Origin of the sequence: Companilactobacillus paralimentarius (genome assembly GCF_963227125.1) — a bacterium.
GTDB classification, from domain to species: domain Bacteria; phylum Bacillota; class Bacilli; order Lactobacillales; family Lactobacillaceae; genus Companilactobacillus; species Companilactobacillus paralimentarius.
The window spans coordinates 962,582-982,897 of record NZ_OY724131.1 but is presented as its reverse complement, the minus strand read 5'-3'; the positions used below and the strand labels follow the sequence as shown (position 1 = coordinate 982,897).

At 34.5% G+C, this 20,316-nt stretch carries 23 protein-coding genes, 2 tRNA genes and 1 other annotated feature; of the genes, 6 read left to right on the top strand and 19 right to left on the bottom strand.

Annotation, left to right across the window (positions count from 1 at the left end):
- From rplU to ACI6PB_RS04600, 4 genes are all read right to left on the bottom strand, one after another.
- The gene (gene rplU / locus ACI6PB_RS04615; protein WP_025085481.1) at window positions 1-312 is read right to left on the bottom strand and encodes a 50S ribosomal protein L21; all 312 of its coding nucleotides are present in this window, start codon (window positions 310-312) and stop codon (window positions 1-3) included.
- A 9-nt stretch (window positions 313-321) separates the two neighbouring features.
- Window positions 322-389, bottom strand: a sequence feature (ribosomal protein L21 leader region).
- Between the two features lie 44 nt (window positions 390-433).
- Complete coding sequence (locus tag ACI6PB_RS04610; protein ID WP_404327810.1) at window positions 434-2,002, bottom strand: hypothetical protein; 1,569 nt, start codon at window positions 2,000-2,002, stop codon at window positions 434-436.
- Window positions 2,003-2,095: 93 nt separating this feature from the next.
- Window positions 2,096-2,350, bottom strand: a complete 255-nt coding sequence (locus ACI6PB_RS04605) for a hypothetical protein (protein ID WP_025085483.1) — start codon at window positions 2,348-2,350, stop codon at window positions 2,096-2,098.
- Window positions 2,351-2,482: 132 nt separating this feature from the next.
- A complete protein-coding gene (locus ACI6PB_RS04600; protein WP_056956000.1) occupies window positions 2,483-3,886 on the bottom strand; it encodes a carboxylesterase family protein in 1,404 nt (467 codons plus the stop codon).
- Between the two features lie 185 nt (window positions 3,887-4,071).
- Here ACI6PB_RS04600 and ACI6PB_RS04595 point away from each other — a divergent pair, with 185 nt between their 5' ends.
- The 4 genes from ACI6PB_RS04595 (at window position 4,072) to ACI6PB_RS04580 (ending at window position 5,006) form a co-directional block, all read left to right on the top strand.
- Window positions 4,072-4,272, top strand: coding sequence for a hypothetical protein (locus ACI6PB_RS04595; RefSeq protein ID WP_025084523.1), 201 nt, complete (start codon window positions 4,072-4,074; stop codon window positions 4,270-4,272).
- Window positions 4,273-4,458: 186 nt separating this feature from the next.
- Window positions 4,459-4,581, top strand: a complete 123-nt coding sequence (locus ACI6PB_RS04590) for a hypothetical protein (RefSeq protein WP_264372406.1) — start codon at window positions 4,459-4,461, stop codon at window positions 4,579-4,581.
- 134 nt (window positions 4,582-4,715) lie between these two features.
- Window positions 4,716-4,789 (top strand) — tRNA-Arg (locus ACI6PB_RS04585).
- A 143-nt stretch (window positions 4,790-4,932) separates the two neighbouring features.
- Window positions 4,933-5,006, top strand: a tRNA-Arg gene (locus tag ACI6PB_RS04580).
- 46 nt (window positions 5,007-5,052) lie between these two features.
- Here ACI6PB_RS04580 and ACI6PB_RS04575 read toward each other — a convergent pair.
- Window positions 5,053-6,027: a cation diffusion facilitator family transporter gene (locus tag ACI6PB_RS04575; RefSeq protein WP_056956001.1), complete on the bottom strand. Its 975-nt coding sequence runs from the start codon at window positions 6,025-6,027 to the stop codon at window positions 5,053-5,055.
- Between the two features lie 304 nt (window positions 6,028-6,331).
- On the opposite strand from ACI6PB_RS04575, the gene ACI6PB_RS04570 reads away from it, so the two are divergent.
- Window positions 6,332-7,564 (top strand): ISL3 family transposase, encoded by a 1,233-nt coding sequence (locus ACI6PB_RS04570; RefSeq protein WP_404327809.1) that lies wholly within the window; start codon window positions 6,332-6,334, stop codon window positions 7,562-7,564.
- A gap of 218 nt (window positions 7,565-7,782) precedes the next feature.
- On the opposite strand, the gene ACI6PB_RS04565 is transcribed toward ACI6PB_RS04570, so the two are convergent.
- The 3 genes from ACI6PB_RS04565 to miaA all read right to left on the bottom strand — a co-directional run bounded on the left by ACI6PB_RS04565 (window position 7,783) and on the right by miaA (window position 10,178).
- Window positions 7,783-7,914 (bottom strand): hypothetical protein, encoded by a 132-nt coding sequence (locus ACI6PB_RS04565; protein WP_264372407.1) that lies wholly within the window; start codon window positions 7,912-7,914, stop codon window positions 7,783-7,785.
- A gap of 91 nt (window positions 7,915-8,005) precedes the next feature.
- Window positions 8,006-9,259: a methionine gamma-lyase family protein gene (locus ACI6PB_RS04560; RefSeq protein ID WP_025084522.1), complete on the bottom strand. Its 1,254-nt coding sequence runs from the start codon at window positions 9,257-9,259 to the stop codon at window positions 8,006-8,008.
- Window positions 9,252-10,178, bottom strand: coding sequence for a tRNA (adenosine(37)-N6)-dimethylallyltransferase MiaA (miaA, locus tag ACI6PB_RS04555; protein WP_309511041.1), 927 nt, complete (start codon window positions 10,176-10,178; stop codon window positions 9,252-9,254). Before miaA ends, ACI6PB_RS04560 begins: the two co-directional genes overlap by 8 nt.
- An 86-nt stretch (window positions 10,179-10,264) precedes the next feature.
- Between miaA and ACI6PB_RS04550 the strand changes: the two genes are divergently transcribed.
- Complete coding sequence (locus tag ACI6PB_RS04550; protein ID WP_025084520.1) at window positions 10,265-10,459, top strand: DUF3042 family protein; 195 nt, start codon at window positions 10,265-10,267, stop codon at window positions 10,457-10,459.
- Between the two features lie 56 nt (window positions 10,460-10,515).
- On the opposite strand, the gene ACI6PB_RS04545 is transcribed toward ACI6PB_RS04550, so the two are convergent.
- The 11 genes from ACI6PB_RS04545 to pheT form a co-directional block, all read right to left on the bottom strand.
- A complete protein-coding gene (locus ACI6PB_RS04545; protein ID WP_309511042.1) occupies window positions 10,516-10,923 on the bottom strand; it encodes a rhodanese-like domain-containing protein in 408 nt (135 codons plus the stop codon).
- A 12-nt stretch (window positions 10,924-10,935) separates the two neighbouring features.
- Window positions 10,936-11,898: an ROK family glucokinase gene (locus ACI6PB_RS04540; RefSeq protein WP_025084518.1), complete on the bottom strand. Its 963-nt coding sequence runs from the start codon at window positions 11,896-11,898 to the stop codon at window positions 10,936-10,938.
- Window positions 11,895-12,125, bottom strand: coding sequence for a YqgQ family protein (locus tag ACI6PB_RS04535; RefSeq protein ID WP_025084517.1), 231 nt, complete (start codon window positions 12,123-12,125; stop codon window positions 11,895-11,897). Before ACI6PB_RS04535 ends, ACI6PB_RS04540 begins: the two co-directional genes overlap by 4 nt.
- Entirely contained in the window at window positions 12,118-12,789 is a 672-nt protein-coding gene (locus tag ACI6PB_RS04530) for a rhomboid family intramembrane serine protease (protein ID WP_025084516.1), read from the bottom strand. Before ACI6PB_RS04530 ends, ACI6PB_RS04535 begins: the two co-directional genes overlap by 8 nt.
- The gene (locus ACI6PB_RS04525; protein ID WP_309511043.1) at window positions 12,782-13,354 is read right to left on the bottom strand and encodes a 5-formyltetrahydrofolate cyclo-ligase; all 573 of its coding nucleotides are present in this window, start codon (window positions 13,352-13,354) and stop codon (window positions 12,782-12,784) included. Before ACI6PB_RS04525 ends, ACI6PB_RS04530 begins: the two co-directional genes overlap by 8 nt.
- Window positions 13,355-13,407: 53 nt before the next feature.
- Complete coding sequence (gene rpmG, locus ACI6PB_RS04520) at window positions 13,408-13,557, bottom strand: 50S ribosomal protein L33 (RefSeq protein WP_075887565.1); 150 nt, start codon at window positions 13,555-13,557, stop codon at window positions 13,408-13,410.
- Between the two features lie 89 nt (window positions 13,558-13,646).
- On the bottom strand, window positions 13,647-15,755 hold the full coding sequence (locus ACI6PB_RS04515; protein WP_025084514.1) for a penicillin-binding protein 2: 2,109 nt from the start codon (window positions 15,753-15,755) through the stop codon (window positions 13,647-13,649).
- A gap of 24 nt (window positions 15,756-15,779) precedes the next feature.
- The gene (locus ACI6PB_RS04510; protein ID WP_025084513.1) at window positions 15,780-16,076 is read right to left on the bottom strand and encodes a HesB/YadR/YfhF family protein; all 297 of its coding nucleotides are present in this window, start codon (window positions 16,074-16,076) and stop codon (window positions 15,780-15,782) included.
- A gap of 50 nt (window positions 16,077-16,126) precedes the next feature.
- Window positions 16,127-16,603 (bottom strand): transcription elongation factor GreA, encoded by a 477-nt coding sequence (gene greA, locus ACI6PB_RS04505; protein ID WP_025084512.1) that lies wholly within the window; start codon window positions 16,601-16,603, stop codon window positions 16,127-16,129.
- 104 nt (window positions 16,604-16,707) lie between these two features.
- Window positions 16,708-17,856, bottom strand: a complete 1,149-nt coding sequence (gene mltG, locus ACI6PB_RS04500) for an endolytic transglycosylase MltG (RefSeq protein WP_025084511.1) — start codon at window positions 17,854-17,856, stop codon at window positions 16,708-16,710.
- Window positions 17,857-17,909: 53 nt separating this feature from the next.
- Window positions 17,910-20,315 (bottom strand): phenylalanine--tRNA ligase subunit beta, encoded by a 2,406-nt coding sequence (gene pheT / locus ACI6PB_RS04495; RefSeq protein ID WP_025084510.1) that lies wholly within the window; start codon window positions 20,313-20,315, stop codon window positions 17,910-17,912.
- Between the last annotated feature and the right edge of the window lies 1 nt (window position 20,316).

The window sequence follows — 20,316 nt, the reverse complement described above, 5'->3', positions numbered from 1 at the left end:
TTAAGCCTTGATACTATCGATAAGTACCTTTGTATATGGTTGACGGTGACCTGTCTTTTTGTGTGAATGCTTCTTAGGTTTGTACTTGTAAGTAACAACTTTCTTTTCCTTACCTTGCTTTTCAACCTTACCAGAAACACTAGCGCCTTCAACTACTGGGCTACCAACTTTAACAGTCTTGCCATCAGAAACTAAGATTACATCATCAAATGTAACTGCGTCTCCTTCTTTGACATCAAGCTTTTCAACATAAATTGAAGCATTTTCTTCAACTTTATATTGCTTACCACCAGTTTTAATAATTGCGTACATAAACGTACACTCCCTTCTAAGACTCGCCAACTAGGTGCACTAAGCTTAAACCTATTTTTGAGCGGTTGTAGATGCAATAGTGATTGCAACTAATAAAATATAGCAAATTTCACATACTTTTTCAACTCTCTGCCACGATTTTTTTCTTCATTTTCCATTTGTCACTAAAACAAATATAGCCTAAACCAATAAAACTAAATAAATTGATCAATAAAGAAATTATAGCCAAAACGGTATAGTGAGCATGAATTTCAATGATATTTTTGTTTGGATCTGTCTGCAACAATAATGTGTGACACTTAGAACTAAAGATTTTAGGTTGTTCATTATTAACAGTTACTTTATAACCGGCGTAATTTTGAATCGGAATATCCATCTTTACAGCTTGGGGATTATAATATTGCAACCAATATTCATTTCCCTTCGTATTGAATTGTACTTGGCTACTGTGACCATCAATCAGGAAATGATTTTTACTCTCCAAAGCTTGATCGTGATAATTTACAACTAAACTTTTATAATCAATTTTTTGAGCAATTTCAATTTTATTGTGCGGATGTAGTTGATTTGCCTGACTGTATGTCAGATAACCAAAGCCACCAATGGTCAATAGTAGGATCAATAACTGTAAAATAACTGGTCCTTCTTGAAAAAGTAATAAAATTACCCTAGTCAAAACGACAATGGCAAAGAGATCTACAATTGTTATCAGAGCAAACATTAAACGACTTATATCAACCGGTAATTGTGGATGTGTAACTAATAAGGCTACTATGACAAAGCTCTCTAAAATCATAATCTTATAACTGAAAGAACTCTTTAAGAAAATCACGATCAAAACTAATCCCAATAAGATTATTAGAGTTAAAAAGAAATACCAATTATTTCTCGTTAAAAATTCCTTACTAAACCAGGCCCAATAGTCAAACCGTGAACGCTTTTGTTGCAACAATTTTTTAGTCCATTGATTCTCTAATAGTGGACCCCAATATCCAACAGTCAATATTCCAGTTGTCAATCCAGCTTTAATTAGGTTAAGTAAAGTTTTCCCCCAATACGACCAGTGGTGTGAAAGTCTTGAGAAAATCATCAATGGTAATATCGGTACTAAAGTCAAAATAATCGCGAGTGCCATATATGGACTGGTCCAAATAATCAACGTCAGCCCTAAAGTTAACGTCAGCCAATCTTGGAATTTACCATTAAAGATTTGAAATGCTCCATAATAAACCATTGGCAAGAAAATTAAGATTAGATAATTTTCGATTCTCTGCTCACTAAAAACCAGCATGAAGCGATTAAAAGATAATGTATAAATCACGGAAAACAGTAGAGCTTCCAAGGTATCGTTTGAAAACTTTTTCATATAGTAATAAGAACTTGTAAAGGTTAAATAAGTGACCAATGCAAAAATTAGTACAAAGCCAATAATGACGTTTTGATTCAAAAAGAGTAGTCCCGGCAGTATCGTTAACCACGGACTATAAAAGTTGATCAGGCTGCCTGTATGACCCCAATAATCAAAATTAATTGGAGAAATAAAAATATTAGACAGACTTTTAATATGCGCAATATTGAATATCAGTTCATTAGTTACTGATGCGTGTTTTAAAAATAATAATGTATAGAAAATAGTTAGTATTAGAAAAATAATTCCAACAATTATTCTTCTCCATGAACGACTCGACATAATTAGCCCCTTAAAAAATGACTTACCAAATAATTATACTAAAAAAGGACTGTGAAGACTCTATTCTTCACAATCCTTTTACAATATTCAGTTTTAATATATTGGCAATGTTGCCATGACTACATGTCCGATGACCAAAAAGAAAAATAGTGTGGCCAAAACCAATTTGCCTCTACTAAGTTTCAATCTTCTGATCAAGCTTGTTATCAGTATAAGAGCAATAATTAGCCCTACACCAATTAAAATCCCCATTAAATTACTAATAATCGCCTGTTGCGTTAAAAATGCTGCAACAACATCAATTAAAATGAAAGCAATTGTAATAACAAATGAAAACTTTCTTTTCAAATCGCCCACCTCTAAAATCCTAAGCACCGCAAAAAGATGCTCAAACTTAAGCACAACATCTACAGTATAAAATTGAGATATATTAATTGCAATATATTTTTTATAATACAAATCACAATATTTATTTATAAACTATAGTTTGTATGATTGCCAAGGTAAATCATCAGGACTCCGGCGGTTTATTACAGAGACACTTTTGAGGTCATCAGGATCTAATTCAAGAACTAGTCGATCAGTATCATAAACAGGCCATTCAAATTTAATTTCTTCGTCGTAAGGTTTGCCATTATTAATAAATTCCTTCAATAGTCGGAGTATGTGCAATTGATTTTTGCGATAGTCAATTTTTAGATCCGCAGTTGGTGTATTTAAATAACGTACAATCCCACCATGCTTCCCTTCATCAACTTTAGCGTAATTACAATAAACTTCCGCATCACTATTTTTAATCAATAAATCAGCTAATCTTCTTGCAGGCAAAGCGTACATTGCATTACCCAGCATTCGGATTAATTCAGCTTTAGAATAATTTTCACCCAGTAATTCTTGCTTCAACTGTTCAGCACTTTCACCAAATAAGTCTGGCAAAACATTCTGTTCAATCTGACTCGAATCCATATCCTCAAAAAAATTCAATTCATTATTACCAGCTGAAATAATTGTTTTAAAATTAGTCCTTTTAACACGTTGAATCAACTTATCTTGCCAATCGTTAGAAATTAAATCATTATCAATCACAGGACCAAACCAATTAGTTGCAAAATGACCTTGTAAAGCCGTCTTTTGAGCTAATTGCAATCCATCATCGGTTAAATTGAATAAATCCTTACTTGTTTTAATTTTATTAACTCGGCAAATGTTATCAATCACCTTTTGAGCCGTTTCTAAGTCACGTATTGTCTGTACACCACCAGAAAACATAATAACTTTTTTAATGCGATCCAACAGTTCAGAATTAGATGACATTAAAGCAGAAATTGACTTAGCTCCAGCAGACAAACCTATCAAATTAATATTATCAACATCGCCACCAAAACTACGTGCATTATCTATTACCCATTGAATTGCCATTAATTGATCGGACAAACCAACATTAGTATCACCGCCATCAACTTTTCCCCAACCAAATAAACCTAATCGATAATTAGGAACAACGTGTACTACTTCTTGATGATCCAACCAGGACATCTGTTTTTGATAATTTCCACCTGTAGTAAATCCACCGCCATAAAATTCAATGACAATTGGATAATGTCCATCGATATCTGGTGTACAAATATCTAAATTCAAACAATTTTCGCCAAAATCAATTTTATCCTCATTTTGTTCCAAAGCTTCATCTTGCATCGGTTGTGTACCATTATGCACAGCATATTGGAGTTTATTGATTTCTTGTTTACCAAATTTGGCAATTGAAAATTCTTCTGCTCGCTTGAATCTTCGGCCATAACCAAAAGGAATTCCCAGAAAATCCACATGCCGATGATCAGTAATTCCGTGGAAAGTACCAGTTGTTGTTTTTATAATTTTTTTCATCAAATAAACCCCCAGTAAACAAAATATCGGTTTAGTTAACATTCTAAACTAATAATATTAATGTACAAGAATTTCATGAAACCATTTTTACAAGAAAGTTATATAAATTTATTCATAATTTGCCTTGTTTAGTTAATAAAGCTTGTATATAATTTCAAGGATACGTTTTAAAGGGAGAGTAATTTATGGTATTAACAGATGCACAAAAACGTGCCAATGAAAAATGGCATAAGAATCATCGTGAACGTGCAAATTATATTGCTATGCGTTCATCCGCAAGAAGCTTTATTCGTAAAAAGTCTACTTTGGAGGACTTAAAAGAACTTCAAGATATCATTGAAGGTCGTAAAAAAGAGTTAGCACAATCCCTAAATAATCAATTTTAAAAAATGTATGCCTTTACATTTGAAAAGTACAAAAATTCTTTTCAAAATAAGACATTAATTTATCTTAATTTTATTTTTTCTGATATAATTTGGCTAAGGATAAGGTTAAAGGAAGTCTTGTCCTATAAGCGTTCTGTCCAGATGCTGATGACATAAAAAGCTGTGATTATTTCGGAGATGAAAATCATGAAATTGATAACTTGGATCAAATCATTATTAAAAGCCGAAAAAACTGAAGTTTCCACTCAAGATGGAGAGGTACTCTCTGAACTAGAAGCCGAAAACAAACCTTTCTTGTTTGGTAAGTAATGTCATTCAGTAAATTATTATTAGGGATGGTTCACTTATTATTAAGTGAACCTTTTATTTTGCTTTTTTTCGCATATTTAATCAAAATTACATTGACATCAAGTCATGACTTTCACTATAATAGTACGAGTGATGTCACAGTGGCTCAGTTGGATAGAGCAACGGTCTTCTAAACCGTAGGTCGTGAGTTCGAATCTCACCTGTGACATTTTTTATACGTTAAAAGCTGTTAGGTAAAATCCTAACGGCTTTTTTTATATTTAATTACCACTTTACCCATAATTTATAATAAAAAAATTCAAATTAATTATTGCAACTCAAATCACTTTTCTCTATAATAGTACAAGTGATGTCACAGTGGCTCAGTTGGATAGAGCAACGGTCTTCTAAACCGTAGGTCGTGAGTTCGAATCTCACCTGTGACATTTTTTTATACGTTAAAAGCCGTTAGGATAATCCTAACGGCTTTTTTTATGCTGGAACAACCATTACGTCAGTATCAACAATCCCGAACTGATGACGCATTTGCGCTTCAATTTCCTCCCCCAAACGGTAACTGTCTTTCACTTCCATATGGGCATCTACAGCAATAATCACATCCATTGTGACCATATTGCCACTATAATGGGCATTTATATCCTCTACTTTTTTAACTTGAGGATTATTCTCAATAGCTTTGCGAAATTGTGTTTCAGCTTTCGGATCAAAATAATCAGCTAGATTTAAACTGCTTTCTTTAAAAATCTTGATGCCGGCTACCAAAATAAAGATACCAACAATGATACTTGCCACACCATCGAGCCATGATACTTTAAACAACAAGGCACCACCAATAGCTACCATGGTTCCTAAACTCGTCAAAGCATCACTCAAACTATCTTGAGAAGCTGCCGTCAAAGCCGCGTTCTGTAATTTCAAACCAGCCAAACGATTCATCCACCACACAATTATCATTATTACCATTGCCACACCCGCTCCTAATAAGGTGATTGGTTGGGGTACTTCTTGAAATTCTGGATGCATTAAGCTTTTGAATCCACCATAAATAACATTCAATGAAATAGCAATCATAACTATTCCGGTAATCAGAGTAAAGACTGTTTCATAATGAAATCGTGTCAGTTGCAATCGTTGACCATTCTTTTGAATATCCTCTGGCAATGGCTGCCCCATCAAGTCATCATCATCAATATCCCGAGCAATAAAAATCCCTACTAGTAATAAGACGGCAGAAATAATTCCAGCTAAATTATTTAAAGCATCAGCCCGTAGAGTCTGTGAATGTCCGACCTCTGCTAAATAAAATTCAATCACAGAAATCGCTAAATAAGCTCCTACATTAAATAGCAAATGATGTTGAGCACTACGTAATTTATTCAGTTCTTGATGTTGAATCTTATGCCATTCTTTTGTTTCCTTCTCAAGATGCTGTTGTTTTTCTTGCATTATAAAATATTGCCTCACTAAATAAATACTTACTAGGCAATCCTAGCGCTTTAACTTTAGAATCACAAAAAAAAGAGACCTTTCAATGTTGAAAGGTCCCTCCTTATTTAGGCTGTACGATAAATAGAGTTGATAGGCATTTTGCCATCAACTCTATTTTTGTATACCATTTATTAATAAAACTATTTTAGAACATCAAAAAGACACCATCCATACCTTTAGATGTTCTACCCTCTACAGCTTCACAATGAAAGGAATTTGAATGATGTCCCTAAGTAATAAGTCTATACGAAACGCTCTTGAAATGAAAGATGAGAATATTATCTTTACTGAAGACTCAAAATTTATGTTAGTTAATGGCATCAAGTCCTTAGTCTATTTTGCAATGCTAACTAAACAGATTGACCGTTGTCTTAACTGTGGCCTTGCAGGCCACTTAGTTAAGAATGGATTTAATAAAAATATGATAGTCGCTCCATCATTATCATTACGTCCAACGTATATAAGTCTGAAACGTCAAAAGTATAAATGTAAATCTTGTAACTCTATCTTTGTAGCCAAAACTAGTTATGTTTGGGAATATTGTCAAATCGCACAACCTGTTAGACAAATGATCTTATCAGAAACTGCTTTTAATACATCATTGAAGGATATCGGCAGACGTTTTAACGTCTCCGATAAGACCGTTCAACGTATCATCGATGAAGAAGCCAAGATGCACAAGAAATCACTTCCTGAACATCTTCCTAAGCACTTGGCATTTGATGAATTTATGTCTACTGACAAGATGAGCTTTATTTGGTTAGATAGCGATAATCATCGTACGGGTGATATCTTGCCCAGAAGAACTTCATATCAAATCAGTAAATACTTCAGTCGATTTCCTTTGAAAGTCAGAAGACAGGTAAAAACTATTTCTTTGGATTTAAATGCCGGATACATTAATTTAGTACCAAAGTTGTTTCCAAAGGCCAAAGTCGTTGTTGATAGATTTCATATCGTTCAGATGATGAATCGTTCTCTCAATTCAACTAGAATACAGGTAATGAAACGAATGCCTAAAAGAAGTAAAGAATACTTGTTCATGAAGAGAGATTGGAAAAAATTCTTGGAATCATTCGATTCCATCGAAAAGATAAACCCTAAGTATCAGTACAGTGTTGGTTATTATGAAACGGATCTAAATTTAATCACAAAGTGTTTAGATTTGGACGAAGGTTTCGCCAAGTCCTACGAAGTATATCAAGATATTTTAAAGGCTATTAGAACAGGCGATACTGATACAATGAATCAGATACTACTCAATTATCATCCACTCAATACCGCTATGGATCAAACAATGACATCATTAAGAAAATATCGTAAACAAGTATTAAATGCACTGAAACTTAAATATTCCAACGGATTTTTAGGGGGAATCATTGGAAGAATAAAAAAGATAAAAAGTAGTGCCTATGGATATCGTAGTTGGAACAACTTTACTGAACGTATAAATATTCAAATGTTTTGGCTTCGAGCAAGCTCATCAGCCAAATAAAAAAACAGCTAGACCATTTATGGTCTAACTGTTAACTTGAACCGCCATCAACTTGATTTGACGAACAGCCCTTATTTATCGTTGAGGATAGATTGCAACTTTCGTTGCTCATTTAATATATCATCTATCAACCAGAAATTCTCCATTTTAAAATTTCCGTAAAGAAATTGTATTATTAATTACGAATTTTGTAATAAATGATTCATATTAATCTAAAACTATGCATTCAACTTTAATAATTTATTCATAGCTTCTTCAATTGACTTACCGCATGCAGAAACCCGAGTGTTTTTCTTATCAAATACGGTAAACAATTGATGCTTAGTATCTAAAGTAACTTTATATCTCATATTGCTTACCTCCAATTATTTGAACACTAATTATACACTCATAAGCAGAAAATACAATTAAAGCGATTCAGAATCTATAATTATGCTTATCTTACTTAAAGAATAATTCTTTACATGCATTAGCAATAGCAATCTTAACGTGTTCAAATGTCAATCCACCTTGAATATAGATAATATAAGGTGCACGCATTGGTCCATCACAAGAAAATTCAATACTTGCCCCAGAAACAAAGGTTCCGGCCGCCATAACAACTTTATCCTCATAACCTGACATTTCACTAGGTACAGGCAAAACATTTGAATCAATTGGTGAGAATTTTTGAACCATTTCGGCAAATTTAACCATTTTATCTGGATCGTTGAATTCAATAGTCTGAATCAAATCTGTCCGGTCATCATTCCACTTAGGTGATACGTTCAAACCTAATTTTTCAAAAATACCTGCTTCAAAAATGGCACCCTTAATGGCATTACCAGTTACTCTTGGAGCTAAGAAGAAACCTTGGAACATCTCTGACAAACGACCAACTGTAGGACCTTCAGAAGCACCAATTCCGGGAGCTGTAAGGCAATAACTTGCTAATTCAACTAAATCCTTCTTACCGACGATATAGCCACCTACTTTGGCCAAACCACCACCAGCATTCTTGATTAATGAACCGGCCATAATATCAGCACCTACTTCAGTAGGTTCAACTGTTTCGGAAAATTCACCATAACAATTATCAACAAAGATAATCGCATCGGAAACGGTTTTAATTTGTTTGATAATCTCTGCAATTTCTTTAACTGTCAAACTCTTACGTACCGAATAACCACGAGATCTTTGAATAGCAATAACTTTAGGATTCTGTTCTTTGATCTTCTTCTTCATCAAATCAAAGTTAACCTTGTCGCCATCCATTTCAACGTAATCAAAACCAATCTTGTAATCGATCAAAGAACCCTTTTTGTTACCAGCAGTTCCAATAACTTCTTGCATTGTGTCATATGGTTCGCCTGTAACGTAAAGTAAATTATCTCCTGGACGAAGCATACCAAAAAGTGCCGTTGCCAAAGTATGTGTACCTGAAACAAATTGTGGACGTACTAAAGCTGCTTCAGTCTTGAAAACATCGCAATAGACATCTTCCAATTGGTCACGACCACGATCGTCATCCCCATAACCAGTCGTACCTAGCAAACTACTCTCATCAATGCTTTCTTTTCTAAAGGCTTCTAAGACTTTATTTTGATTATCCAAAACTTGCTCATCAATTTCAGCTAATTTTGGAGCAATCATCTCATCAGTTTCTTTGATAACCTCTTTTAATTTATCTGGAAATGCTGCGTTCCATTTAGTCATTGTGCCCTCCTACAAATTTTATGATATTTTTCTCGATTGTTTCTTGATAATTATTATCATCACTAATATTATACCAATCTACATCCATTTGATTACGGAAATATGTAAATTGACGCTTGGCAAAATGACGAGAATTTTTCTTGATTTCATCTAAGCAACTCTCTAAAGAGGCTTTCTGTTCAAAATAGGGAAATAGTTCTTTGTAACCGATAGCATTCTTAGCTTGGACAAACGTTTCACGATGATTAAAAACATATTCTGCTTCATCTAGTAGTCCCATTTCCACCATTTTATCAACTCGTTGATTTATTCGTTCATATAACTTAGGACGAGCATCAGTCAAACCGACTAAATAAAAATCAGCCCATTTATTACCATTATTTTGATTGATTATTGATTTGCCAGTAGTACGTATTACTTCAATTGCTCGAATTAATCTTCGAGAATTTTCAATATCAATTTTTTGATAAGCAATCGGATCTTCCGATTTCAAAATTGCCTGCAACTTATTTACGCCATCGTCCTTTTCGATTTCAAGCAACTCTTGTCGTACTTTGTCATCTCCAGTAGAACTACCACCTAAATTAAGATTATTTATCAACGAACTCAAATAAAACCCAGTTCCTCCAACAACGAATGGAACCTTTCCCTGCTCGTTTAAATCTATAATTATTTTTTTGGCACGTTCTTGAAAATTTTTAACTGTATAACGTTGATCTGGATCACAAATATCAACCAAATGATGTGGTACAGCCTTTAATTCAGCTGGTGAATCCTTGGCAGTACCAATATCTAGATGACGATATATTTGCATCGAATCACCGGAAATTATTTCACTATGAAACTTTTGAGCCAATTTTAGCCCCAACGCACTTTTTCCCACTGCCGTTGGACCGACAATTGCTATAACTTTTTTCAAAAAATTACCCCACTTAATATAGTCTTTTATAGATATTTTAAAGGAAATAAGCCATAATGAGAACTAAAGACAGGAGGAATTATATTATGGCAAAAAATCAAAAACATTTTCGTTTTGTTAAAGGCTTTCTTGTTGGTTCATTAACAACAGCAACAGCCGTTTATGGTGCACTACATGCATTCAAGAAAAAGGTTATCGAACCTGAAAACGAAGAAAACGAACGAGTTGAAGAAAACCGCAGACGTGCAAATCGTAAGAGTCTTCAAGCACATCAAGGTTAATTAATTACTAAACAATAAAAAATGCTGTGTCAGAATTTTTTCTGCACAGCATTTTTTTATAGCTTAGTAGTTTTTTTAGTTTGACCTTCCCAATCGGAAAAGCGATCCTCTAACCACTTAACGTCAGTAAAGCCCCATTTTTTTGTTAACTTGATGGCAGCACGAACACAAATATTCTTACTATCTGCATATAAATATACAGGAAGATCTGGTCTCAATTCGCCCTCATTATATTTTAACTGCGTATAAGGAAGACTTCTAGCACCAAGGATATGTTTTGCATCGAATGCATTTTTTTCTCTCAAATCAACAATTTGAGCTTTTCTCATTGTTTTTTCAAAGGTTTTTTGATCAAGTGAGCCACCCATTTGTCTACCTTTATACCAATAATAAAGCCATGAGCCGACCCAATAGATGATAAATCCTATTACAATAACGTACAAAACTGCATTTAATACTTGCATTAACACAAACCCCTAACCAACTTTAATCAATGAAGCAGCACCGATAACACCTGCACCATTACCAAGACTAGCAAGTCTTAGTTCAGTTGAGTCCTTGATTGTAGCAAATTCATTCTTACGCATAGCTTTGTCTACTTTGTTTAGAAGGAATTCTCCAGCAGCAGAAACACCACCACCGATAACTACATATTTAGGATTCAAAGTATTAGCGATATTACCTAAAACAAATCCAAGTGAATCACAAACATAATCAGCAACGATCAATGCTAGATCATCATCTTTTTTAGCTAAATCGAAAACATCTTTAGCAGAAATATCTTGACCATCATCAAGCATAGCCTTCAATTCTGAATCTCCAGCATACTCTGAAGCACGATCTCTAGCGACACGAACGATACCAGTAGCAGAAGCGATTGTTTCCAAACAACCTCTCTTACCACATGTACACATGAAACCGTTAGGATCAACGGTAACGTGACCGATTTCACCTGCTGCACCATTAGCACCTTGTAATAATTGACCATTGGCGATGATACCACCACCAACACCAGTACCAAGTGTTACGAAGACAACATCTTTAGCATTATTACCAGCACCTTGCCATCTTTCACCAAGTGCTGCAACATTAGCATCATTTTCAATAGTTACAGGAAGACCTGTTCCCTTTTCAATGTCGCGAACTGGATAAACTTCGTTAGTCCAGTTAAGATTGTAGGCACCCTTGATTGTTCCTTTTTCATGATCGATAGTACCAGGTGAACCCAAACCAATTCCATCAAATTGATCAGCACTCATGCCGTACATATCAAGATGATGATTGATTGAATCAATAATATCAGGAATAATTAATTGTCCGTCAGATAGAATATTTGTTTCAATACTCCATTTTTGTTGAATCTCACCTTTTTCAGTAAGAATAGCAAATTTAATTGTTGTACCACCAAGGTCAACACCGATTAACTTTTTGTCTGTCACTTTGATCTGTCCTTTTCTTTCTCTTCTTCTATTCTATGCTCACGTTTTAAGACCAATTGAGCATTAATGAAGGTCTTTTTGTCGATCATTTGACTCTCATATAAACGCTTAACTTCAATAAACATAAGCTCTATATCCCACATTCTTTTACCAACGTGAACAAAAGTGCCATATCTTTTTAGAAGTTGTTGAACGTCATAAAGAGTTCTAAAACTCATCTCATCCATAAACTATCATACCTTTTGTATACATAAAGTAAGAAATTACGACTAAAACAACTAGAGATAATATTCTAAAAATCATCTTAGGACGTTGTATACCAGGCAAACCTAAGGTATATCCTAAGAACAATCCCCCAAGTGCACCACCAAGATGCCCCCAAATATTAATACTAGGCATTAATAAGTCCAAAAGTAAATTAACGACAATTAAGCCTAGAAAACTCTTACCAATTTCAGTCATAAATCTATTTTCACGATATATGAATCCCAAAGCTAAGAAAGCCGCAAAGAGACCAAAAATCGAAGTACTAGCACCCACTGAAATTGCATTATCACTTCCAAAAGCAAAACTTGCTAAATTACCAGTGATACCACTTAAAAGGTAAATTGTTAAAAAGCGCCAATGACCTATCATGGGCTCCAATATTTGACCAACATATAATAGTGTAAACCCATTCATGAAAATATGGAAGACACTTAAGTGTAAAAATATTGGTGTAATTAAACGCCACCAGTCACCAGTCTGAATACTTGCATTCGTCATGGCACCCATTGTCATCAAAGTATTGCTATTCTGTGAGCCTCCAGCTAGAACTTCAACCAGATAAACTCCGATAGTCAATACCAAGAGTGTCCATGTTACATATGCATTACTCTGTCGATTAAACATTTTGTTGATCCTTATCTGTCTTAGCTAAAATGATTTTATCTATTGGTTTATCTAATACATAAATCGGCCACTGTGCTTTTTCATAATATTGCTGTGAAGATGCTAAAGAGATAGTCTTAGTTGGATACTTAGCCAGATATCTATCAAAACATCCTGCACCAAATCCTAAACGATTATGCCTATCCTTAGAAAAGGCTAGACCTGGAACAATTAAAAGATCAGGAGGATCCATTAAATTATTTTCATAATTCTTTGGTTCACGAACACCAAAAGGACTCTCTTCGATTTCAGTATCTTTCGTATACTTAACAAAAGTCATTGAATGATCGGCAAAAGTCTTTGGAATATAAACTTCCTTGCCTATTTCCCAACACTGATTGATGATCGGGAACGTCGGAATTTCATCATTCATACTTAAAGTAATTCCAACACTTGGTGCATTTTGAAAATCTAAATCATTAAAAAGCTGAAAATAAATATTATTGATCTCTTTTTGTGCCTTGTCAGATTTCATAAAAGCACTAACCAGATCAATTTGCTTCTTTCTAAAGCTTACTTTATCCAACTAATCACTCCCAATCCTAGTAAAAAAAAACAACAGGAATTTTAACCTGTTGTTTATTTTGTTTCACGATGCAATGTAACAGTACGTTCGCGTGGACAATACTTCTTAAGTTCAAGGCGATCAGGGTTGTTACGTTTGCTCTTGTTTGTTAGATATGTACGTTCATGACATGAAGTACATTCCATTGTTATGTTTACTCTCATCTTTGGAACATCCTTTCATAAATACTTAACTAAATTCAACTAATTAAATATATCATTTTTTACGGTATTTTAAAAGGTCAAATCAGGATTTATTTCTGTCCTGTCATCTTATAGTAATCCGTATATATCTGTTTTGCAAGTAATTGTGGATATGATCCACTTTCACTAGTTAAATTAGGGAACACAATAGCCATCGCAATATTAGGATCACTATAAGGTCCAAAACTAACTAAACTAGTAGTAATTGTTTCAGGAGGATCACTGCTTGGATTATCAGGGTCATAGTAGAATGACTGAGCAGTACCAGTCTTAGCGGCTACAGCTGGCTTAATATTGGCCAAACGAGTAGCAGTAGTCCAGTAACCACTACCGTGAACAGCGGCATACATACCTCTCTTAACAACGTCTAATTCATCATTAGTGAATCCAACTTTGTTCAAGACCTTAGGTTGTGTAACTGAAGTCAAGGCACCTTTAGTACCATCATCTTTAGTCTTTTGAATCGATTGTACAATATATGGTTTCATTCTATAGCCACCATTAGCAATAGTTGAAATATATTGAGCCATTTCAATTAAAGTATAGGCGTCATAGTTTCCATAAGACAAATCCAGTGCAGAACCAGTCTTCAATTCACCAGAACTATTAAGTGTAGCACCTTCGATACCCTTTGTTTCACCGGAAATATCAATACCAGTCTTCACACCTAATCCAAATTGATTGAAATAACCTCTCAATTTAGAAAAGATATCTGAATCCATTTTAATATAAGTATTTGCTGTATATTTAGCATTAGCTTCCTTCATTGCCAAAGCCATCATGTACTCATTAGATGAGAACTGAAGGGCTTGTACAGCACTCAAGCTACTGAAGGTACCAATTGGGTAAACAGACTTCTTAACTGGAGTACCAGGCAAGTAAATTGGTTCATCGGCCAAAGTATTGTTAGATGGTGAAATAACTCCATCCATCATGGCACCTAAAACAGTTGCACCCTTAACGGCAGAACCCATTACGAAGGTACGATTGATAACACCTAAGGCATCTTCACTAGTTTTACCAGTCTTAGGATTATTGTGAACCCCGGCCATAGCCAAGATAGCTCCGGTCTTAGGATTCATAGCAACAACATAAGCACCATCAGAGTATTGTGTAATACCAGCAGACTTAGCGGCACTGTATTGCGTATTTAAAGCATCTTGTACTTTCTTTTGGAAAGATGAATCAATAGTCAAATTAAGGTTTCCACCCTTTTGACCTTTGTAAACAACTTTACTCTTCTTAATCTGGTTATTAGAACCCACTTGTACTTCACGTTTACTCTTAGTACCAGAAAGAATTGATTCATAACTCTTTTCCAAATAACTCGTACCAACACGGTCATTACGAGAATAACCAGATGCCAACATAGTATTTAATTCATCATCAGGAATACCTTGTTGTTCTGTAGAAACTCCACCGATAATACTTTCGATAGATGTCCCTTGTGGATAATCACGTTCCCAGTTACTACCAATACTAATTCCAGGCAACTCTGTTAAATGTTCACTAACTTCAGCGATCTCTTTAGCGGTTAAATTCTTATCCTTCAAAAAGACTGTAGAAAGTGAATAAGCTGAACTCATTTTCTTAAATAAAGTGGCCCTTTGAAGGTCTTTATCATTCAAATGAATACCTTGTTGTTCAACATATTTAACTTCATTTGCATAAATTTTAGTAGATGTTAAGGCGTCTCCACTTGAATTAACACGATATGATTTAGGCATCTGCTTAATAACTTTAGCTGATTTACCTGGTGCTGACAGAATATAATCAGCCTTATCACGGTTAGTTAAATTAGTTTTCTCAACGGTTAAATATTTAGTCAATCTGTTAACGATTTGATAGATATCTGTCGACTTAACGCTACCACTCTTTGTGTATGTAATAGCGTTTTGTGTTGAATTACCTACCAATAGTCTACCTTTAGAATCATAGATCATTCCACGAGGTACACTGCCTGTCATTACTGTCTTGTCTGTTCGGTTAACTTCAGCTTGAAATTTACCACCATAAACGATTTGTAAATATGCAAGTTGTCCAACTAACATGGCAAATAGAACAAAGACAATAAAAAAAAGCAGGTTTAGACGAAATGGAATAGTAGACTTCGCTTGACTACCTGTTCTTTTCTTTAATATATCAAGTATTCTTCTCATATTATCCTTCAAAAAAGCGAATAGTTATTCATTAGATTTAAAAATGTAATTGGGTCCATCTAGTTTAGGATCATATTCAACCAACAGATCATATCTAGCAAAAAACCAAGTATCACTATCGGTAATAAAATATGTAATTCCATCAACTACAGTGCTAGACTCCGGATCAATTGGTTTTTCTTTTCGCATAGCAATTGAAAAACCATCATGAACCATTGTCTTACCATATACTTTACCATAGAAATGGATTCCATCCCCAGGAACCAAATCAAGTTCCTCACGGAACCATTTAGAAGCTTCATCAGTTATTTCAATTTTCATTATTGTCACCTCAATATTTTATAAGGTAAACATAACAGAAAACGTCTTCACTAAGCAACTTCTACGGACTTAACAGTCAAATCATAACTGCCAACAGGTGTCTCAACAGTAACAACGTCACCTGTATGCTTACCTAACAAAGCTTTAGCAATCGGTGAGTCATTTGAAATTTTACCACTATCAGGATCTGATTCAGCAGCACCAACAATCGTGTAAACATCAGGTTCTTCACCGTCTTCTTGAACGGTAACCTTTTTACCAATAGAAATTTCATCACTAGCAACTTCATCAGTATCAATGACATTAGCGTATTGTAGCATTTCAATAATTTGTGAAATACGTGATTCAACAACACTTTGTTCATCTTTAGCAGAAGTATACTCAGAATTTTCAGATAAATCACCAAAACTTCTAGCAATCTTAATTCTGTTGATTACTTCTGGACGTTTAACCTTCTTTAAATTTTCCAATTCTTCTTCGAGCTTTTTCTTACCTTCAGCTGTCATAGGGTAACTTTTATCTGCCATTTTATAACTTCCTCATTTCTAAAAAATCATTTATTAATATTCTAATTTTAAAATGTCATCTAATCAACCATGATTAGATGACATTTCTTAATTCACTATAAATACTACTGGTTAAGAGCAGCTACTTTCTTCTCATGTTCTGCAAGTGTACGTGAATAATATACCTTACCACTCTTCAAATCTGCAACAAAGTAGAGATAATTTTGATCTCTGTCAGTTGGATTCAAGACGGATTCTATTGATTGAATACTTGGAGTATTGAATGGTCCAGGACCATAACCGGTATTCTTGTACAAATTATATGGTGATTTTACTCTAACATCCTTATACGTAAGTTTAGTCTTATGTGTATTCAAAGCGTACATAACAGAAATATCAGATTGTATAGGCATGTCAACATCTAAACGGTTAAGGAAGACACCAGCAATCTTTCCACGATCTGCCTTTGTAACACCTTCACGTTCAACCAATGATGCTAAGGTTAGAACTTCTTGAACAGAATAGCCCTTCTCTTTAATTGTTGAGAAGTATGGCTGTAGCATATCATTATCCTTTTCAACCATTTGACCAACTAATTGTTTCAAACTCAATCCTTTGTAAACACTGTATGTAGCTGGGAACAAATAACCTTCAAGATGATATCTAACATTCTTTCTGGACATTGTTGAATTTAGCAATTGTGGGTATTTCTTTTGTAGTTGTTTCATGAATTTTTCATTCTTCATCAACTTTAAGAAATCCTTTTTCGTAAAGCTAGTACTCTTTTGAATTTGATCACCAATCTGATCGATTGTAACACCTTCACGAACTAACACAGTATCTTTAGCCGTTCCAGTTGGTTGAGCACTTCCACCCTTTTGCAATTGCTTAACAATAGAATTCATATCCATTGATTGCTTGAAAGTATAATATCCAGCTTGAAAATCATTATAGTTCTGGGCCTTTATATAGAAATTAAAGACTGTCGCACTCTTGATGATTTTGTCCTTTTCAAGTGTTTTGGCAATTTCTTTACTTGATGAACCAACAGGAATATTAACGACAATATCATCTTTACTATTCGCATTGTATGGTTGCAATGAACTGTTTACATAATTGAAGCCAATAATAGCAACAACAACCGCCAAAACAGCAATCACGCCAACAATCCAATAGGCAATATGATTAGCTACAGATCGTTCCTCAGCGCGAGTTTTCATTTTATCAGTTGATTCTTGCTTTAATGCTTCTTTTTTTTCGTCCTTCTGGCTCAAGACACAGCCTCCCGAGTTAATTTATTAGAATTATACCATTAGTTTTGGAATAATTATCTAATTTCCACATTAAATTTTTCAACCAAACTATCTTTAACTAATGAAAATGCCTTTTCAACTTCTTCATCAGTCAAGGTATCATTTGGATTCAAAAACTCTAGATGATAAGCCAATGACTTATAGTTTGTCTTAATATTCTTGCCCTCATAAACATCAAAAATCGTTACATTATTCAAATACTTGCCACCATTTTCATAGATGTCTGAAATAATTTGGGCATTTTCAACATCGCTCTTAACTAGAATAGCTAAATCACGACTAACACTTGGATATTTTGGAGCGCTTTGAGATTTAATACTCTTCTCGTTTAGTTCAAAGAGAGCATCAATATTCAATTCGAAAACAAATGTTTCATCAACATTATGATCCTTTTGATACTTAGGATGTAATTTACCAATCAAGCCTACTACTTGACCGTTAGCCAAAATCTTGGCAGTTTGACCTGGATGCATATTTGCATAGTCGGCCGTAGCTTCATACTCAAATTTAGCATCAGCATTAGTAAATGATAATACTTCGTCAACAATCCCTTTGAGATAATAGAAATCAATTTTTTGAGATTTAGTATTCCATGAATCACTTATCACATTGCCACTGATAGCACCAGAGAGATATTCAATTTCATTAGGACGGGTTTGACCCTTTGGACGTGCAAAAATACGAGCTTGTTCAAAAATACTTAAATCATTATTATTTCTAGCTTGATTGTATGCAATGTTACGAACTAATCCTGGAATTAAACTATTTCTCAAATATTCATGATCTTCAGTCATTGGATGCAATAACTTAGTATATTCAGTGTTCAACGTATTAAAGTCGTCAACTTCTTTTTTACTTAACAATGAAAAGTTGATAACTTCATCCATTCCCTCACCGAGTAAAACATCACGTAATTTATTACTGAATTCACGTTTTTGACTGTAACCACCACGTGTTTCCATACCAGCAGGCAAAGTGTTAGGTAAATTTTCATATCCGTAAATACGGTTAACTTCTTCCACAAGATCGGCTTCAATCGCCATATCCCAACGACGAGTTGGAATAGTGACAGTGATCTTGTCGCCATCAACTTTTACGCTAAAGCCTAAACGATCCAAAATACCCACCATTTCATCGGTCGATAGTTCTAAGCCCATCAGGTGGTTGATGTGAGAAACACTACCTTCAATAACAGTTGGTTTAGCTTCTGTATAATTACCAACAATTTCCTTTGAAATCTCTTTAGCACCACTAATTTCATCAACCAATTGTGTGGCACGAACTAAAGCTTCAGAAACAATACCATTGTCAACGCCCTTTTCGAAACGATTTGAAGCATCATCGCGTAGGTCGTGTCTTTGTGCTGTCTTACGAACACTGGCTCCATCAAATACACCAGCCTCTAGTAAGATATTCTTAGAATTCTCATCTACTTGAGCAACTGTACCATTAACAATCCCAGCAACTCCAAGAATATCTTCACCAGATGCAATAATCAGATCATTATGATTTAAGACCTTATCCTCATCAGCCAATTTTAATTTGTCACCATCTTGAGCCTTTTTAATGACCAATTTCTTTTCAACTAGTTTATCCAAATCATAAGCTTGAATTGGTTGACCATATTCGATCATAACGTAGTTAGCAGCATCAATTACACTGTTGACTGGACGAATACCTTGATTCCAGAGTCTTCTTTGCATCCAAAGTGGACTCTTACCAACTTTAACATCCTTCAATTCACGTAATAAGTAATCAGGCACTAAAGATTTTTCTTCAACTTCTACATCAACTTCATTTAAATCTTTGATTTTATCAGCATTTAATTCTGGTTTTTTGAAATTAGGCTTTTCATCATAAGTAGCACCAATTTCCCATGCTGCACCACGCATACCCAAAGTATCAGCACGGTTAGGTGTGATATCGATATCAACCATTTTGTCCTTCAAACCTAACAGATCATACACAGCAGTACCTGGTTTTTGTGGTTCATCGAAAACATAAATACCATTTTCAAATTCTTCAGGCATATATTTAGCAGGCACACCAACTTCATCCAAACCACAGATCATTCCATTTGACTCTTGACCACGTAATTTACCACGCTTAATTCTGACGCCATCTGGTAAATGAGCACCATGTGTAGCTACAATTACATATTGGTCCGCAGCCACATTAGGAGCACCACAAACGATTTGGACATCCTCATCTTCACCAATATCAACCATGCAAACTTTTAAGTGATCTGAATCAGGGTGTGGTTTAACACTTGTAACATGACCTACAACCAAACCTGTTAATTCTGTTCCCAATTCAACAGGACTTGATTCGATACCAGTTAGAGAAATTTTATTAGCCATTTCTTCAACAGTATGTGTGACAGGAATATATTCTTTTAACCAATTAACAGAAATTTTCATT

What these genes read in the sequence shown, in the direction of transcription:
- rplU (WP_025085481.1), bottom strand. Translation starts at nt 312, where the DNA reads ATGTACGCAATTATTAAAACTGGTGGTAAGCAATATAAAGTTGAAGAA.
- ACI6PB_RS04610 (WP_404327810.1), bottom strand. Translation starts at nt 2,002, where the DNA reads ATGTCGAGTCGTTCATGGAGAAGAATAATTGTTGGAATTATTTTTCTA.
- ACI6PB_RS04600 (WP_056956000.1), bottom strand. Translation starts at nt 3,886, where the DNA reads ATGAAAAAAATTATAAAAACAACAACTGGTACTTTCCACGGAATTACT.
- ACI6PB_RS04595 (WP_025084523.1), top strand. Translation starts at nt 4,072, where the DNA reads ATGGTATTAACAGATGCACAAAAACGTGCCAATGAAAAATGGCATAAG.
- ACI6PB_RS04590 (WP_264372406.1), top strand. Translation starts at nt 4,459, where the DNA reads ATGAAATTGATAACTTGGATCAAATCATTATTAAAAGCCGAAAAAACT.
- ACI6PB_RS04575 (WP_056956001.1), bottom strand. Translation starts at nt 6,027, where the DNA reads ATGCAAGAAAAACAACAGCATCTTGAGAAGGAAACAAAAGAATGGCAT.
- ACI6PB_RS04570 (WP_404327809.1), top strand. Translation starts at nt 6,332, where the DNA reads ATGAAAGATGAGAATATTATCTTTACTGAAGACTCAAAATTTATGTTA.
- ACI6PB_RS04565 (WP_264372407.1), bottom strand. Translation starts at nt 7,914, where the DNA reads ATGAGATATAAAGTTACTTTAGATACTAAGCATCAATTGTTTACCGTA.
- ACI6PB_RS04560 (WP_025084522.1), bottom strand. Translation starts at nt 9,259, where the DNA reads ATGACTAAATGGAACGCAGCATTTCCAGATAAATTAAAAGAGGTTATC.
- ACI6PB_RS04550 (WP_025084520.1), top strand. Translation starts at nt 10,265, where the DNA reads ATGGCAAAAAATCAAAAACATTTTCGTTTTGTTAAAGGCTTTCTTGTT.
- ACI6PB_RS04545 (WP_309511042.1), bottom strand. Translation starts at nt 10,923, where the DNA reads ATGCAAGTATTAAATGCAGTTTTGTACGTTATTGTAATAGGATTTATC.
- ACI6PB_RS04535 (WP_025084517.1), bottom strand. Translation starts at nt 12,125, where the DNA reads ATGGATGAGATGAGTTTTAGAACTCTTTATGACGTTCAACAACTTCTA.
- ACI6PB_RS04530 (WP_025084516.1), bottom strand. Translation starts at nt 12,789, where the DNA reads ATGTTTAATCGACAGAGTAATGCATATGTAACATGGACACTCTTGGTA.
- rpmG (WP_075887565.1), bottom strand. Translation starts at nt 13,557, where the DNA reads ATGAGAGTAAACATAACAATGGAATGTACTTCATGTCATGAACGTACA.
- ACI6PB_RS04515 (WP_025084514.1), bottom strand. Translation starts at nt 15,755, where the DNA reads ATGAGAAGAATACTTGATATATTAAAGAAAAGAACAGGTAGTCAAGCG.
- ACI6PB_RS04510 (WP_025084513.1), bottom strand. Translation starts at nt 16,076, where the DNA reads ATGAAAATTGAAATAACTGATGAAGCTTCTAAATGGTTCCGTGAGGAA.
- greA (WP_025084512.1), bottom strand. Translation starts at nt 16,603, where the DNA reads ATGGCAGATAAAAGTTACCCTATGACAGCTGAAGGTAAGAAAAAGCTC.
- pheT (WP_025084510.1), bottom strand. Translation starts at nt 20,315, where the DNA reads ATGAAAATTTCTGTTAATTGGTTAAAAGAATATATTCCTGTCACACAT.